This window comes from Sphingomonas sp. EU05-FHT14C10, from assembly GCF_058790595.1.
In genome coordinates this window covers 180,582-195,111 of sequence record NZ_JBYTEN010000004.1, presented here as the reverse complement: position 1 = coordinate 195,111, position 14,530 = coordinate 180,582, and the positions used below count along the sequence as shown (strand labels likewise).

Sequence of the window (14,530 nt, the reverse complement as noted above, 5' to 3'; positions counted from 1 at the left end):
GATTACACCGGCATGCTCATGATGTCCTTGTAGGCGGACAGAAGTTTGTTCCGGACCTGCAGCGTCGCTTCGAAGCTGACCGAGGCCTGCTGGCGCGCGAGCATCACCTTGGCGACGTCGACGGTTTCGCCGCGTTCATAGGCGTCGCTGGCCGCGCGCGCGGCGTCCTGCTGCTGGTTGACGGCCTTGAGCGCGGCTTCGAGCGTATCGCCGAAACCGCCGCTGGCGCCCGTCTTGGCCGGTGCGGCCGACGTGGTCGAACCGGCATTCTTGAGCGCCTCGTTGCGCTCGAGGATCTGCGCGCGCAGGGCAAGCACCCTGTCCGCACCCATGGCTCCGCTGACGTTCATGCCCATGCACTCCGGCTAGGCGCGGCGACGCTGCCGCCTTCGCTGCGGATCCGCGCGAGGCGGTAGCGCAGCGTGCGTTCGGAAATGCCGAGGCGCTTCGCGGTCTCGGCGCGGCTGCCGCCGCACAGCGCGAGCGTGTCGCGGATCGCCTGATATTCGCTGAGCTTGACGATGTTGCCGAGCGTCGGATCGTCCTGCGCCTCGACGACGGGCGCTGCGGGCGCGAAGGCCATCGCGCCGGCGCGGTCGAAGATGATGTGCTCCGCCTCGATCCGGTCGCCGGGGGCGAGGAGCAGCGCGCGCTGGATGACGTTTTCGAGCTCGCGGACATTGCCCGGCCAGTCATGCGCGAGCAGCGCATCGAGCGCGGCAAGGCTGGGCCAGGGAATGACCGAACGGCCGACGGCGTGGCGCAGGATCATCGTCGCGGCGAGCGCCGCCACATCCTGACGCCGTTCGGCGAGCGCGATGGTGGTGAGCGGGAAGACGCTCAGCCGGTAGTAAAGGTCGGCCCGGAACCGGCCGGCGCCGACTTCGCGGCCGAGATCGCGGTTGGCGCAGGCGATGACGCGGACGTCGATCGGCTCGGGCGCGGTGGCGCCGAGCGGCACGACCTCACGCTCCTGCAGCGCACGGAGCAGCTTGGCCTGGAGCGGCAGCGGCAGCTCGGCGATTTCGTCGAGGAGCAGCGTGCCGCCGTTCGCCGCGCGGAAAAAGCCTTCGGACGCGCCCGCAGCACCGGTGAAGGCGCCCTTGGTATGGCCGAACAGCAGCGCTTCGAGCATGGTTTCGGGAAGCGCCGCGCAGTTGATCGCGACGAAGGGACCGTCGCGGCGATCCGAGCGATTGTGGATGTAGCGCGCGAGAACTTCCTTGCCGGTGCCGGTCGGCCCGTTGACGAGGACGGTGATGTCGCTGGCGGCGACGCGTTCGGCCAGCGCGTAGAGCGCGAGGCTCTGCGGATCGGCGGCGGCGGGCGCACTTTCGCCGCGCAGCAGGGCGGCAGCGAAGGCGTGGCCGAAGATCATGTCGTCACGGCCGTAAGAGAGGCGGGCCGGCGCGCCTTCGCTGGCGAGGCGGACTTCGCGATCCGCGCCGCGGCCGAGCACCAGCGTGTTGCGCGGCGCGGGCAGGCCTTCCTCTTCCATCACGATGAACGAATCGATCGGGCGGGGGCGTTCCCCGGCATAAGGACGGACGTCGAATCCGAGCCCGCGCATCCACGAAATCAGCACAGGATTGGCCCGGGCGCACTCGGCGCTCGGCAAGATGGACCGCATCGTTGAACCCCCACAGTTCCGGGCGGCTGCCCGTGAGAGGCTTATCGCGGTTAACTGGTAAACCAGTGGTTAAACAGCGCGATAATTGATTGATAAGGATCGCGCGCGTCACGCGAGGGCGGCGAAACCATTTCACATTTTCCGCTTAAGCCGCGTCGCTCATGGCCGTTCACTGCTTCGGCGGCTCCCGCTTCGCTCCGTCCGAATCGGAGGGGAGGAGCGCAGCCGGGAACCAAGAACGGAGTTCAGGACATGACCGTTATTTCGACCAACACCGCCGCCCTGCGCGCCCAGAACGGTTCGCGCATGGCGAGCGACGCGCTCAACACCGCGATGGAGCGCCTGTCGACCGGCAAGCGCATCAACAGCGCGAAGGACGACGCCGCCGGCCTCGCCATCGCGACCTCGATGACCGCGCAGATCCGCGGCATGAACCAGGCGATCCGCAACGCCAACGACGGCATCTCGATGGCGCAGACCGCCGAAGGCTCGCTGAACGAAGTCAGCAACATGCTGCAGCGTATCCGCGAACTGGCCGTCCAGTCGGCTTCGGGCACCTACAGCGATGATGATCGCACGAACCTGCAGACCGAAGTCACCGAGCTCGGCGCGCAGATCGACGACATCATCAGCAACAGCAAGTTCAACGGCGTGACGCTGTTCGGCACCGCCGACACCACGATCGACATCCAGACCGGTTCGGCCAACGGCGACACCGTGACGCTGACCATCACCGGCCTCGACGTGTCGGCTGCCAGCGCCTCGGACATCTCGACCGCCGGCGGCGCGAACACCGCGCTCGACGACGTCGACGACGCACTGGCCGCGGTCAACACGACCCGCGCCAGCCTGGGCGCCGGCCAGAGCCGCCTGAGCTCGGTCGTCAACAACCTGACCAACAACGTCAACAACCTGTCGGACGCGCGCAGCCGCATCGAGGACGCCGACTTCTCGGCCGAGACGACCAACCTCGCGAAGGCGCAGATCCTGTCGCAGGCCTCGACCGCGATGCTCGCGCAGGCGAACCAGAGCCAGTCGAACGTGCTGACGCTGCTCCGCTAAGCGGGAAACGAATAAAGCAAGAGTAGCTTTGCGTAAAACTGGACCCCGGCGCGCCCCACCGCGCCGGGGTTTCTGTTTGTGCGGAGGAGATGGGGGCCGGGGACCCAACCCGTTCCCGCCGAGGCGGAAAGGCGTCAGCCGCCTCAGCCCGTCCGAGTCGCCGACCGGCAGCCGGCGATCGTCCATGCGGACATGAAGGCCGGGGGGCGACACCGGTTCGCCCGATCGGACGCGACGGCCGTTCGCCGATCCGGGTGACGGACGAGCGGAATGCGGTGCGGCGGCGCGATTGACGATCCCCGATTCCGGCGTCCGCCGGAGCCGGGGCAAGGGATATCGGCGCCCGTCAGTCCATCCGCGCCTTGAGCGCCTTGCGCAGCTTGTCGTGCGCGGCCTTCTTGATCTGGCAGACGCGCGCGGCGCCGACGCCGAGGACTTCGCCAATCTCCTCGAGGTTCATTTCCTCGACATAATAGAGCTGGATCACCTGCGCCTCGCGCTCGGCGAGCGTGCCGATCGCGGCGATCAGCGTCTGACGGAGATCCTCCTGCTCGAGCAGCTCGAAGGGATTGGGCTCCTCGCTCATGAACCAGGGATTGTCGTCGCTATAGACGCCGTCGATCGGCTCGAAGCGGACGGGCTGGGCATTGCTGTAGTCGAGGCGGAGGCGTTCGGGCGTGACGCCCAGCTTCGCCGCAGTCTCCTCCTCGGTCGGCGCGCGGCCAAGCCGGGTGTGGAGGTCCGATTCGGCATCGGCCAGCATCCGCCGCCGGCGCATCGCGCCGCGCGTGATCGTCGCCTGGCGGCGCAGCTCGTCGATCATCGCGCCGCGCAGCCGCGTGGCGAGATACTGGGCGAAGGTCACCTGCCCGCGATCCTCGAAACTGGCCGCCGCCTCGACGAGCGCGACGAGGCCGATCTGGACGAGATCCTCGACCTCGACCGCGCTCGAGACGCTGCCATGGACGTGCCAGGCGATGCGCCGGACGAGCGGCATATGATCGCGGATCAACTGTTCGTGCGCCACGGCCGGGGCAGGCCCCGAGCGGGTGTAAAGCTGCGGCGCGGAGAAAGGTGCGTTCATCGGCTATTCTCTATGCGGCGATCTGTTCGGGGGCACCGACGACGGCGACGACTTCGACCGCCTTGTCATCGGGAACTTCGGTGAAGGCCATCACCGGCGTGTCAGGCAGCACCGTCTTCACCAGCTTGCGCATGGCGGGGCGGATCATCGGCTGGACGACGAGCGCGAAGGGCTTGCCCTGCGCGATCAGCGGGTGGGCGGCATGCTGGAGCGCATCGATGATGCGGCGGCCGAGATCGGGCTCGATTGCGTGGCGGTTGCCGGGGTCAGAACGGATCGTCTGGCCGAGGATCGCCTCCAGCCCGCCTTCGAGCGTCATCACGCGCAGCGGCTCGCGCGGGCCGGCGATGCGCTGGATGATGAGCGCGCCGAGTTCGGGCCGGATCATCTCGACGATCTCGTCGGGATCGTTGCTGCGCTGGGCGGCGACGGCGATCGCGGCGGCGATGCGGCGGAACTCCTTGAGCGCGATATTCTCGGCAAGCAGCGCGCGCAGCACCTGAGTGAGCGCGGTGATCGACAGCGGTGCGGGCGACAGCGCGGCGACGAGCGCGGCAGCGCGTTCCTTGAGCCCGTCGAGCAGGCTCTGCACCTCGTCGGGGCCGAGCAGCTCGGACGCATGCTGGCCGAGGACATGATTGAGATGCGTCGCGATGACGGTGCCCGAATCGACGACCATATAGCCGGCGGCCGTCGCGGCATCGGCGTCGCCATTGGCGATCCACACCGCATCGAGCCCGAAGGTCGGATCCTTGGCGGGCTTGCCGTTGAGGCTGCCGACCGCCTGACCGGTATCGAGCGCCAGCATCTCATCGGGCGAGACCATGTCTTCACCGAGGATCACGCCGCCGACGACGATGCGGTAGTTATAGGGCGCAAGGCCGATATTGTCGCGCACGCGGACCTGAGGGACGACGAAGCCCAGTTCCTTGGACAGCTGGCGGCGGACCCCGGTGATGCGCGTCATCAGCGGCGCGCCGACGCGTTCGTCCACGAGCGGCACGAGGCCGTAGCCGATCTCGAGATTGACCTGGATGTAATCGCTGACCTCGCTCCAGTCGATCTGGCTGGGATCGGCGGGGGGCGCGTCGTCTTTGGCGGGCGCGGGCGGCGCGGGGCGCGCGGCGCGCCTGGCGAGACGCCAGGCCGCGAAGCCGGCGGCGCCGGCGGCGGGCAGCATGATGAGATGCGGCATGCCGGGCAGCAGGCCGAGCACGGTGAGGATCGCGGCGACCGGCACCCAGGTGCGCGGGCTCGAAAATTGCGAGCCGATCTGGCCGGTCAGATCGTGGCTGGACGAGACGCGGGTGACGATCGCGGCGGCGGCGATCGAGAGCAGAAGCCCCGGCACCTGCGCGACGAGCGCGTCGCCGACCGCGAGCATGACATAGGTCTTGGCCGCTTCGCCCACGCCCATGCCGTGGCTGACCATGCCGAGGATCAGGCCGCCGACGACGTTGATGCCGAGGATGAGAAGCGCCGCGACCGCGTCGCCCTTCACGAATTTCGACGAACCGTCCATCGAGCCGTAGAAATCGGCTTCGGTCGCGACCTCGACGCGGCGCGTCTTGGCCTGATCGGGGGTGATGAGCCCGGCGTTGAGATCGGCGTCGATCGCCATCTGCTTGCCGGGCAGCGCATCGAGGGTGAAGCGCGCCGAGACTTCGGAGACGCGGCCCGCGCCCTTGGTGACCACCACCATATTGATGATGACGAGGATCGAGAAGACGAGCAGGCCGACGACATAGTCGCCGCCGATGATGAAGGTGCCGAACGCCTCGATGACGTGGCCGGCGGCCGCCTTGCCCTCATGCCCGTGGACGAGCACGACGCGCGTCGAGGCGACGTTGAGCGCGAGGCGGAACAGGGTCGCGAGGAGCAGCACCGTCGGGAAGCTGGAGAAGTCGAGCGGCTTTTCCGCATTGAGCGCGACCATCAGCACCGCGAGCGAGATCATGATGTTCGCGATGAAGAAGATGTCGAGCATGCCGGCCGGGATCGGCACGACCATGAGCGCGACGAGCAGCAGGATGCCGGCGGGGAGCGCCGCGAGGCGCGGCAGCGAGGCGAAGCGTTCGAGCGCGGGGGAAAGCGATGCCATCGGATCAGCCCCCCAGCGACGCGAGCATCAGATAGGCGAGCTTCGCGGTCTCGGGCGTCGGCCGGAGCAGCGAGGCCTGATCGCCCTGCGACGCGGCGAGGAGGCGATCGAGCGTCGAGCTGCCATCCTCATCGCCGGCATCGGACGTGGACGCCCCGCCGAGCGCGGCGAGATTGACCGGCAGCGCGTTGTTGCCGGTGCTTGCCGCATCCGGCAAATCCTTGCCGCCGGCGGCAATCTGCGCGCCCTTCTCGATCTTGGCGGCGAAGCGCTGATAAATATCGCCCAGCGAGCGCGCCGAGCCGTCGGATGCATAGAAGATCGAGCGGTTCGATGCGGCGGCGGCGGGGAAGAGCGAGGCGGCCGGGCGATCGGGATCGCCGGCCATCGCGCCGAGGAACTTTTTGGCGCCGGCAGCGCCCAGGAAATGCGCCATGTAGAGATCGGTGCCGCCGACGCTGCGGCCAAGCGCGCTTTCCAGCGACGCCTTGTTGTCCGCGGCATGTTCGGCCGCCATCAGCGAGGCCGTGGCGCTGTCGTTGCGCAGATCGAGGATCGCGGCGCGCGTGGCGCCGTCAGCGACATAATAGCGGCCGTTCGAGCCCTGGCTGATCGCGGCGGAGGCCCAGCCGAGGCCATGTTCCTCACCATGCTGCTTCACGATGGCGAGCCAGCTCTGGTCGACGAACTGGTAGAGGCCGGAGGCGCTGCTCGTGGCGGCGCGCGCATTGGGCTGCAGGCTCGATTCGACCTGCGCCTGGCCCAGCAGATAGGAGAAATCGACGCCGGTCGTGGCGCTTGCCCGTGCGATGTCGGACTGGACCTTTCCGGTCACCCCCGCCGACGTCAGACTGCCGATCGCCATAAATGCACTATCCCGTGATCAAACCCTGTTCGGGGTTCGATCAGCAAGAGCCGTGCCAATTTTGGTTAACGCGATCGCGCGCGGCGAATGAACAGGGCGCCGCGCGGACCGCGCAGATCAGGCCGCGTGGCGCGGCGAGTAGACGGCCGCCGACAGGCCGGTGAGCGTTTCGAGCCGGCTGCGGACGTTGGCGCTCATCAGATTGACGTAGATGCGCGCGGTTTCGTTGAGCGTCTGCGCTTCCTGCGCGAGCGCGCGGACCTCGTCGTCGACCTCGTCCGCGTTCCAGGAGCCGCCGAGCAGCCCCAGGTTGCTCTCCTTCGCGCCCGTCGCCTCGGCGAGCGCCGCGACGTCGAAGCGCTTCAGCGCCGCGATCTCGGCGTGGAGCGATTCAACCACCTGCCTGAGGGCTTCGATCCTGCTCATTCCGTTCCCTCTTTCGGCATGGCCCAGTCGAGCTGCGCCGCGATCAGCCGGTCGGCGATCTTGGCGGGAACGATAGGGAAGCGACCCTGCTGGATCGCACGCTTGATCTGCTGGACGCGCTCGCGATCGACCGGCGGCGCGGCCGCCATGTCGCGCGCAGCGGCGCGGACCTCGGATTCGGCGACGCGCGCCGCCTCACTGCCTTCGACGCGCTGGACGGGCGCTGCCGCGCCGACCTTGTCGGCGACGCTCGCGGTCCTGCCGGAAACGGCGCCGGTCTTGATGCCAATCGGATCGATCATTGCCCCGCCTCCTTTCCTGTCAAAAGCATGGGTCTGACAGTCAAACGGCCGGCGGCGGGAAATGTTTAGCTTTTTTGCCCTACCAGCCCGGCAGAGTCGCCTGTCCGGGCGCGGTCGCGACCGCAAGTACCGGATTTTTCGAGCCATCTACCTTGATCGCGATTCGCGCGCCGGGGACGGCATCGCCCATCGCGACGCCGTCGCTGGTGACGGAGAAGCCGTTATTTTCGGCCGAGACGGTCACGGGATCGCCGCGACGGATGACCGGATCCTGCTTCACGGGCGCGGCCGCCACGGGCAAGGGCGCGGCCTTGACGGGCACGAAGACGCGCCAGCCCGCCGCATCGGGGCAGCTGATCACGATCGCATCGTGGCGCTCGCTGCGCCACGCGACGAGCGGCTGCGACGGACAGTCCCTGAGACGCATCCGCTGGTCGATCGGAGCGATCGGCCCGCCTTCGGCGCCGATCGGAGCGCCGGCGAAGCGCGCGGCCAGGCGGTCGAGCGCGGAAAGATCGGTCGCCGCCATGGCCGGGGTGGCAAGGCTGGCGAGAAGAAGGAAGCGGATCATTGCTGGTCTCCGTTCGCTGTTCAGTGGCCGAAGCCGATGGTGACGACGACGCGGCGGCCCTCGGGGCGACCGGCGGCGCTGGGCGGAGCGATCACGCCCGAAATCCTGATGCGGCCGGGGCCGGCCTGGCGTTCGAGCACCGAGGCGACGGCGGCGGCGCGCGCCGAGGCCAGCGCCAGCGCCGAGCCGTCGAGCCGATCCGCCGGGCTGCCGTCGGCATAGCCCGTGACCTCGAGATAGGTGCGCGCGTCGCGCGTGGCGTCCGCCGCCCAGTCGCCGACGAAGCGCAGCGAGCCGGGCGCGGCCGAACCGGGCGCGAAGCCGCCGACGATATTGGCCTCGAGCGGGATTTCCGACTTGGGCCTCTCGGTCGTCGCGCCACCGAACGCCTCGCGGATGCCGGCGGCAAGCGCGGCGCGTGTCTGCGCATCCTGCCGCTGGGTCGCCTGGACGAAGACGAAGAAGGCGACGAGCAGCAGCGACAGATCAGCAAGCGTGATCAGCCAGAGCGGGCGCGAAGGGCGGGCGGGCGTCATGCGCTTTCCCGGCGGCGCGGCGGCGCGGCATAGCGGCGGGCCAGCGCCATCAGCGGCACGCGCAGGCGGCGGCGCGCAATCTCCTCACGCCGCGACTGGCGGCGCAGGCGCGCGGCGACCGGCGCGAAGACGAGATTGGCGAGCAGGGCGCCATAAAGGGTGGCGAGCAATGCCACGGCCATCGCACCGCCGATCGCCGCCGGATCCTCCATGCCGCGGAACATGCGGACGAGGCCGAGCAGCGTGCCGATCATCCCCATGGCGGGGGCGGCCTCGGCAGCGGCCTGCCAGAAATCGTGGACGACGGCGTGGCGCTCGGCCCGCTGCGCCGCGCGCGCGGCCAGCAATGCCTCAACCGCATCGGCGCCGGCGCCGTCGCCGATCGCCTCGACGGCGGCGGCGATATCGGGATCGGCGAGGATGGCAGCATCGACCGCGACGAGATTGCCTTTCGCGATCCGTTCGGCCTTCACGATCCGCGCGCGCGCATCCTGCGCGTCGAAGGGCGTCCCCGTCAGCCGGCGCAGCGCACCGAAGGCCGCGACCGTATCAGACAGCGGCCCGCGCAGAGCGGTGGCGACGAATGTGCCGCCGAGGACGATCGCGATCGCCAGCGGATCGACGAACTGGATGATGAGCTTTGCGTTAGGCATCGCCCCCATATTGCAAGGGCCGGGCCAAATGACGTTCCGATATACGCGAGGCCCCTTCCTCGCGTCTGTCGTCCCGCGACTGACGGCGCATGGCGCGCGGAAGCGTTGCCGCGCATTGCCGCCCACCGGCAAAATCTTGCCGTCCTTTGCCGCCTGCCTCCCTCGACCCGGCATTGGCGCGGCTTTTCCCGCAATTGGCACGACGGTTGCAGAGAGCCGGCTGGATTAATGCGAGGACGTGAAGGCCATGGCTTTCGGAGACGATCTGTTTGGAGTGAGCGGAAAGGCGCTGGCACTGCGTTCGCAGCGCCTGGGCCTGCTTGCGTCCAACATCGCGAACGCCGCGACGCCCGGTTACAAGGCGAAGGATATCGACTTCGCACAGGCGCTCAACAGCGCCGAGCAGCCGGGCAACACGATCGGCGGCGCGATCAGCAGCGCGACCAAGTTTCGCGTGCCGACCCAGCCTTCGATGGACGGCAACACCGTCGAGCTCAACACCGAGCAGACTGCCTTCGCCGAGAACGCCGTCGCCTATCAGACGACGCTTTCCTTCCTGAACGGGCGGATCAGCACGATCACCCGCGCACTGAGGGGTGAATAAGGATGGCACAGCCGCTTTCGATCTTCGACGTCGCGGGGCGCGCCATGTCGGCGCAGCTCACCCGACTGAACACCACCGCCTCAAACCTTGCCAATGCCGGCAGCGTCTCGAGCAGCGAGACCGACGCCTATCGCACGATGAAGCCGGTGTTCCGCACCAGCTTCGACAAGGCGAGCGGCATGTCGACCGTCGACGTCGCCGGCGTCGTCACCGCCGGTTCAGCGCCGACCAAGCGCCACGACCCCAACAACCCGATGGCCAATGCAGACGGCGACGTGTTCGACGCCGCCGTCGATGAAACGAGGGAGTTTGTCGACATGCTCGAAACGGCACGTCACTATCAGAACAATGTCGAGGTGATGCAGACCGCCAAGTCGCTGATCCTCGATACGCTGAAGCTCGGCCGATGAGCACGGTCGATACGAGCAGCAGCAGCGCCGCGTTCGACGCCGCGCTCGCCGCGCAGGGCGTGGGCCGGACGGGAACGTCCGACACGCCTGTCGCCACATCGGCTTCGTCGCAGCAGCTTGGCCAGAGCGATTTTCTGGCGCTGCTCACCGCGCAGCTCAACAACCAGGATCCGTTCGATCCGGTGAAGAACGAGGACATGGTCGCGCAGATGGCGACTTTCTCGACCAACGCCGGCATCTCGGAAATGAACAGCTCGCTCAAGTCGCTCGCGACCCGGTTCAGCGATCAGGCGGCGTCGCAGGCGCTGAACTATGTCGGCAAGACCGTGCTGATCAAAGGCGACACCGCCTTCCCGAACACCAGCGGCGGGCTCGACGCCTCGGTCGATCTGGGCAGCTCGGCGAGTGCCGTCGAAGTCACGATCAGCGACCAGGCGGGCAATGCGCTGCGCACGCTGCAGCTCGGCTCGCAGAAGGCCGGCCAGGTCGACTTCTCGTGGGACGGCAAGACCGACAGCGGCGCCGCCGCGCCCGAAGGCCCCTACAAGATCACCGCACGCGCGGTGAGCGAAGGCAATGGCGTGGCCGTGCCGGTGCTCGTCTGGGCGCCCGTCACCTCCGTCAACGTCTCGTCCGACGGCACCGACCCCACCCTCAACGTCGCCGGCCTCGGCGCCCAACCCCTCAGCGCCGTCCGCCAGGTCGGCTGATCCAGTCAAAGCAGGAGTAAAGCGATGTCCTTCTACACTTCCCTTTCGGGCCTCCAGGGCGCCCAGACCGAGCTTTCGACGATCTCGCACAATCTGGCGAACGTCGGCACCAACGGCTTCAAGCGCAGCAGCGTGCAGTTCGGCGACGTCATCGCCTCGTCGGCGACCAAGAGCCCGACGCAGATGATCGGTTCGGGCACCTTCGTGAAGTCGATCAAGCAGCAGTTCACGCAGGGCGGGCTCGAGCAGTCGCAGTCCTCGCTCGACCTCGCAATCAGCGGCGAGGGCTTCTTCCTCGTCAAGCCGAACGCCAATACCGCGCAGATCAACTTCACGCGCAACGGCGGCTTCAACGTCTCGTCGGACCGCTACATCGTCGACGATCAGGGTGCCGCGCTGCAGGCCTATCCGGTCGACGGCAGCGGCAACGTGGTCGCGACCGGCATCAACTCGCTGCAGAGCGTGCGCATCCCGCTGACCAGCGGCCTGCCGCAGGCGACGGAAGCGGTCGGCATCTCAGTCAACCTGTCGGCCAACGGCACGATTCCGTCGGCCAACCCGGTCTATACCGCGACCAACCCCTACGCCTTCAATCGCTATGATTCGGCGACCTACAATTATTCGACCGCGACCACGATGTACGATTCGGTTGGCAACCCGGTCACGCTCACCAACTATTATGTGCGTGAGACCAACCCCACCACGGCCGACCCGACGAGCAACTGGACAGTCTATACCTTCGTGGGCGACAAGCAGCTTTCGTCGGACCCGATGAACCCGACGCCGCCGCAGACGACGACGCTGACCTTCGACACCAACGGCGTGCTGACCACGCCGACCGGCCCGATCCAGTTCAGCGACTTCACCCCTGCGGGCGCCGCCAACCAGTCGGTCACCGTCGACTTCTCGATCGGTACGACGCAGAACCCGTCGGCTTACTCGCTCAACGGCCAGACGCAGGACGGCGAGCCGATCGGCCAGTTCGAAGGCGTGACGATCGATTCGGCCGGCATCATCCGCGCCAGCTTCTCCAACGGCGAGACGCAGGCGCTGGGCAAGATCGCGCTGGCGCAGTTCAACAACAATGAGGGCCTCCGCCAGCTCGGCAACAGCTACTGGTCGGCAAGCGGCCTTTCGGGCGACCCGATCCTCGGCGAGCCGTCGGCCGGCGGCTTCGGCAACCTGATGTCGGGCGCGATCGAGCGCTCCAACGTCGACGTGACCGAGGAACTGGTGGGCCTGATCGCGGCACAGCGCAATTTCCAGGCGAATGCCAAGGCGATCGATACCGCCAACACGCTGACCCAGACCATCATCAACATCCGCAGCTGAGCTGACGGGCAAGCGGGAGCGGCACGATGGATAGACTGGTTTACACCGCCTATTCGGGACTGCGCGGCACGATGGCCGCGCAGGCCGCGATCGCGAACAACATGGCCAACGTGTCGACCACCGGCTTCAAGGCCGACAAGGTCGATTTCGAGCGGCTCGCGCTGGTCGGCCCGACCTTCCAGACGCGCGCGCCGACATCGGAGGAAGTGATCGACGCCGACCGCCAGGCCGGCGCCATCACTCACACCGGGCGCGATCTGGACGTCGCGATGAACGGCGACGCCTGGCTGGGCGTGCAGGCGGCGGACGGCGAGGAAGCCTATACGCGGCGCGGCGATCTTTCGATCGCGCCGTCGGGCCTGCTCCAGACCGGCGACGGATACGCGGTGCTCGGCCAGAGCGGCCCGATCACCATCCCGCCCGCCGACAAGGTGACGATCGCTTCCGACGGATCGGTGCTGGTCGTCCCCAAGGGCGGCGACCCCGACAAGCCCCAGACGCTCGACAAGCTCAAGCTGGTCAGCACCAAGGGCAGCGAGACGCTGAAGGGCATGGACAATCTGCTGCGCGTCAAGGGCGGCGGGGCATTGCCCGACAATCTCGACGCGACGGTGACCAGCCGTTCGCTCGAAGGATCGAACGTCAACATGATGGAGTCGCTGGTCGCGATGATCGAGAACCAGCGCAGCTACGAGGTCCAGGCCAAGCTGCTCTCCACCACCAAGGACATGGACGAAGGCGGCGCATCCCTGATGCGCATGCCGGGCTGAGGAAGGATAAAGCCATGACTATCGCCGCGATGCACATCGCCCGCACGGGCCTCGACGCCCAGAATGAGCGGATGCGCGTGATCTCGAACAACCTCGCCAACGTGAACACCACGGGCTTCAAGCGCGACCGCGCCAATTTCGAGACGCTGGCCTATCAGAGCGTGACGCAGAGCGGCGCGCCGTCGACGGCCGAGACAAAATATGCGGTCGGGCTCAATCTGGGCACCGGCGTCCGCCTTGCGGGCACCGCGCGCATCGATACGCAGGGATCGCTGCAGACGACGGGCAATTCGCTCGACCTCGCGCTCGACGGCGACGGCTATTTCCAGGTGCAGATGCCCAACAGCCAGATCGGCTATACGCGCGCCGGCAATTTCGGGCGCTCGCCCGAAGGCCTGCTGGTCACCGCCGAAGGCTATCAGGTGATGCCGGGGATCACGATTCCCGAAGGATCGACCTCAATCACCATCGGCACCGACGGCACCGTGTCGGCCATCCCCCCAGGGCAGACGCTGCCGACCGAACTGGGCCAGATCCAGGTGGCGAGCTTCGCCAATCCGGCCGGCCTCCAGCCGGTGGGCGACAACTATCTGCTTGAGACCACGGGCAGCGGCGCGGTCAATCTCGGCGTAGCCGGGCAGGATGGCCGCGGGCGCATCCGCGAAGGCATGCTCGAGGGATCGAACGTCAATGTCGTCGAGGAGCTGGTCGACATGATCGAGACCCAGCGCGCCTATGAAGTGAATTCCAAGATGATCTCCGCAACCGATCAGATGCTGCAATATGTCAACCAGAACATCTAAGCGCGCAGCCGCCACGATCGCGGTCGCCGCGATCCTCGTCTCCGGCGCCCCTGCCGTCGCGGGGAAGAAGCGCGCGCAGGCCGAAGTCGAATATGCGCCGACCCCGCCGCCGCCGGTGACCGCGCCGCAGCCGGCGAACGGCGCGATCTTCCAGGCGTCCAGCGGCTATTCCGCGCTGTACGAAGGCAATCGCGCGCGCCGCGTGGGCGACAACATCACCATCCTACTCGTCGAGCAGACAGTGGCGCAGAAGGTCGCCGGATCGACCACCGCGCGTTCGGGCAATATCGGCCTGACCCCGCCCAAGGTCGGTCCGCTGTCCTTCGTGCCCGACGGCGCGCTGCAGGCGTCGGGCGATCAGGGCTTCAACGGCAAGGGCACCGCCGAGCAGTCGAACAAGCTGCAGGGCGAAGTGAGCGTGACCGTGTCGCAGGTGCTGCCCAACGGCAATATGATGGTGCGCGGACAGAAGACCGTGACGCTCAACCGCGGCGACGAGTTCATCCAGATCTCGGGCATCGTCCGCCCCGCCGACGTCGACAGCTTCAACCGCGTGCTTTCGACGCGCGTCGCCGATGCTCGCATCACCTACACCGGGCGCGGCGACGTGCAGCGCGCCAGCCGCCAGGGCTGGCTCCAGCGCTTCTTCTCGATGCTGAGCCCCTTCTAGG

Annotated in this window: 18 protein-coding genes; 8 read left to right on the top strand and 10 right to left on the bottom strand. The window is 67.7% G+C overall.

What is annotated here, in order from left to right; all coding sequences use genetic code 11:
• Positions 1-2: 2 nt before the first annotated feature.
• Together fliE and AC3WT0_RS06965 are read right to left on the bottom strand one after the other, a co-directional pair.
• A complete protein-coding gene (gene fliE / locus AC3WT0_RS06970; RefSeq protein WP_492752507.1) occupies positions 3-356 on the bottom strand; it encodes a flagellar hook-basal body complex protein FliE in 354 nt (117 codons plus the stop codon).
• Positions 347-1,630 (bottom strand): sigma-54 interaction domain-containing protein, encoded by a 1,284-nt coding sequence (locus tag AC3WT0_RS06965; RefSeq protein ID WP_492752504.1) that lies wholly within the window; start codon positions 1,628-1,630, stop codon positions 347-349. The genes fliE and AC3WT0_RS06965 overlap by 10 nt, the downstream gene beginning before the upstream one ends.
• Before the next feature lie 252 nt (positions 1,631-1,882).
• Here AC3WT0_RS06965 and AC3WT0_RS06960 point away from each other — a divergent pair, with 252 nt between their 5' ends.
• Complete coding sequence (locus AC3WT0_RS06960; RefSeq protein ID WP_492752502.1) at positions 1,883-2,692, top strand: flagellin N-terminal helical domain-containing protein; 810 nt, start codon at positions 1,883-1,885, stop codon at positions 2,690-2,692.
• A 346-nt stretch (positions 2,693-3,038) separates the two neighbouring features.
• Here the strand turns inward: AC3WT0_RS06960 and AC3WT0_RS06955 are convergent, their stop codons facing one another.
• From AC3WT0_RS06955 to AC3WT0_RS06920, 8 genes are all read right to left on the bottom strand, one after another.
• A complete protein-coding gene (locus AC3WT0_RS06955; RefSeq protein WP_492752499.1) occupies positions 3,039-3,776 on the bottom strand; it encodes a sigma-70 family RNA polymerase sigma factor in 738 nt (245 codons plus the stop codon).
• 10 nt (positions 3,777-3,786) lie between these two features.
• Positions 3,787-5,877 (bottom strand): flagellar biosynthesis protein FlhA, encoded by a 2,091-nt coding sequence (flhA, locus tag AC3WT0_RS06950; RefSeq protein ID WP_492752497.1) that lies wholly within the window; start codon positions 5,875-5,877, stop codon positions 3,787-3,789.
• A gap of 4 nt (positions 5,878-5,881) precedes the next feature.
• Positions 5,882-6,742 carry a lytic transglycosylase domain-containing protein gene (locus tag AC3WT0_RS06945; protein WP_492752496.1) on the bottom strand — a complete coding sequence of 287 codons (861 nt, stop codon included), beginning with the start codon at positions 6,740-6,742 and terminating at the stop codon, positions 5,882-5,884.
• A 117-nt stretch (positions 6,743-6,859) separates the two neighbouring features.
• Complete coding sequence (locus AC3WT0_RS06940) at positions 6,860-7,168, bottom strand: flagellar protein FlgN (protein ID WP_492752495.1); 309 nt, start codon at positions 7,166-7,168, stop codon at positions 6,860-6,862.
• Positions 7,165-7,470, bottom strand: coding sequence for a flagellar biosynthesis anti-sigma factor FlgM (gene flgM / locus AC3WT0_RS06935; protein WP_492752493.1), 306 nt, complete (start codon positions 7,468-7,470; stop codon positions 7,165-7,167). The genes AC3WT0_RS06940 and flgM overlap by 4 nt, the downstream gene beginning before the upstream one ends.
• Before the next feature lie 79 nt (positions 7,471-7,549).
• Positions 7,550-8,041, bottom strand: a complete 492-nt coding sequence (locus tag AC3WT0_RS06930; RefSeq protein ID WP_492752492.1) for a flagella basal body P-ring formation protein FlgA — start codon at positions 8,039-8,041, stop codon at positions 7,550-7,552.
• A gap of 20 nt (positions 8,042-8,061) precedes the next feature.
• The gene (locus tag AC3WT0_RS06925) at positions 8,062-8,577 is read right to left on the bottom strand and encodes a flagellar motor protein MotB (protein ID WP_492752490.1); all 516 of its coding nucleotides are present in this window, start codon (positions 8,575-8,577) and stop codon (positions 8,062-8,064) included.
• Positions 8,574-9,230: a MotA/TolQ/ExbB proton channel family protein gene (locus tag AC3WT0_RS06920; RefSeq protein WP_492752488.1), complete on the bottom strand. Its 657-nt coding sequence runs from the start codon at positions 9,228-9,230 to the stop codon at positions 8,574-8,576. Before AC3WT0_RS06920 ends, AC3WT0_RS06925 begins: the two co-directional genes overlap by 4 nt.
• Positions 9,231-9,477: 247 nt before the next feature.
• Here AC3WT0_RS06920 and flgB point away from each other — a divergent pair, with 247 nt between their 5' ends.
• The 7 genes from flgB to AC3WT0_RS06885 are packed head-to-tail and all read left to right on the top strand — an operon-like array spanning position 9,478 to position 14,529.
• Positions 9,478-9,834 carry a flagellar basal body rod protein FlgB gene (gene flgB / locus AC3WT0_RS06915; RefSeq protein ID WP_492752487.1) on the top strand — a complete coding sequence of 119 codons (357 nt, stop codon included), beginning with the start codon at positions 9,478-9,480 and terminating at the stop codon, positions 9,832-9,834.
• Positions 9,835-9,836: 2 nt separating this feature from the next.
• The gene (gene flgC / locus AC3WT0_RS06910; protein WP_492752486.1) at positions 9,837-10,244 is read left to right on the top strand and encodes a flagellar basal body rod protein FlgC; all 408 of its coding nucleotides are present in this window, start codon (positions 9,837-9,839) and stop codon (positions 10,242-10,244) included.
• A complete protein-coding gene (locus AC3WT0_RS06905; protein WP_492752485.1) occupies positions 10,241-10,954 on the top strand; it encodes a flagellar hook assembly protein FlgD in 714 nt (237 codons plus the stop codon). The genes flgC and AC3WT0_RS06905 overlap by 4 nt, the downstream gene beginning before the upstream one ends.
• 24 nt (positions 10,955-10,978) lie before the next feature.
• Positions 10,979-12,286, top strand: a complete 1,308-nt coding sequence (locus AC3WT0_RS06900; RefSeq protein ID WP_492752483.1) for a flagellar hook protein FlgE — start codon at positions 10,979-10,981, stop codon at positions 12,284-12,286.
• Positions 12,287-12,312: 26 nt separating this feature from the next.
• A complete protein-coding gene (flgF, locus tag AC3WT0_RS06895; RefSeq protein WP_492752482.1) occupies positions 12,313-13,056 on the top strand; it encodes a flagellar basal-body rod protein FlgF in 744 nt (247 codons plus the stop codon).
• A 14-nt stretch (positions 13,057-13,070) separates the two neighbouring features.
• Positions 13,071-13,859 carry a flagellar basal-body rod protein FlgG gene (gene flgG / locus AC3WT0_RS06890; RefSeq protein WP_492752481.1) on the top strand — a complete coding sequence of 263 codons (789 nt, stop codon included), beginning with the start codon at positions 13,071-13,073 and terminating at the stop codon, positions 13,857-13,859.
• Positions 13,840-14,529 (top strand): flagellar basal body L-ring protein FlgH, encoded by a 690-nt coding sequence (locus AC3WT0_RS06885; RefSeq protein WP_492752480.1) that lies wholly within the window; start codon positions 13,840-13,842, stop codon positions 14,527-14,529. Before flgG ends, AC3WT0_RS06885 begins: the two co-directional genes overlap by 20 nt.
• Position 14,530 lies beyond the last annotated feature (1 nt).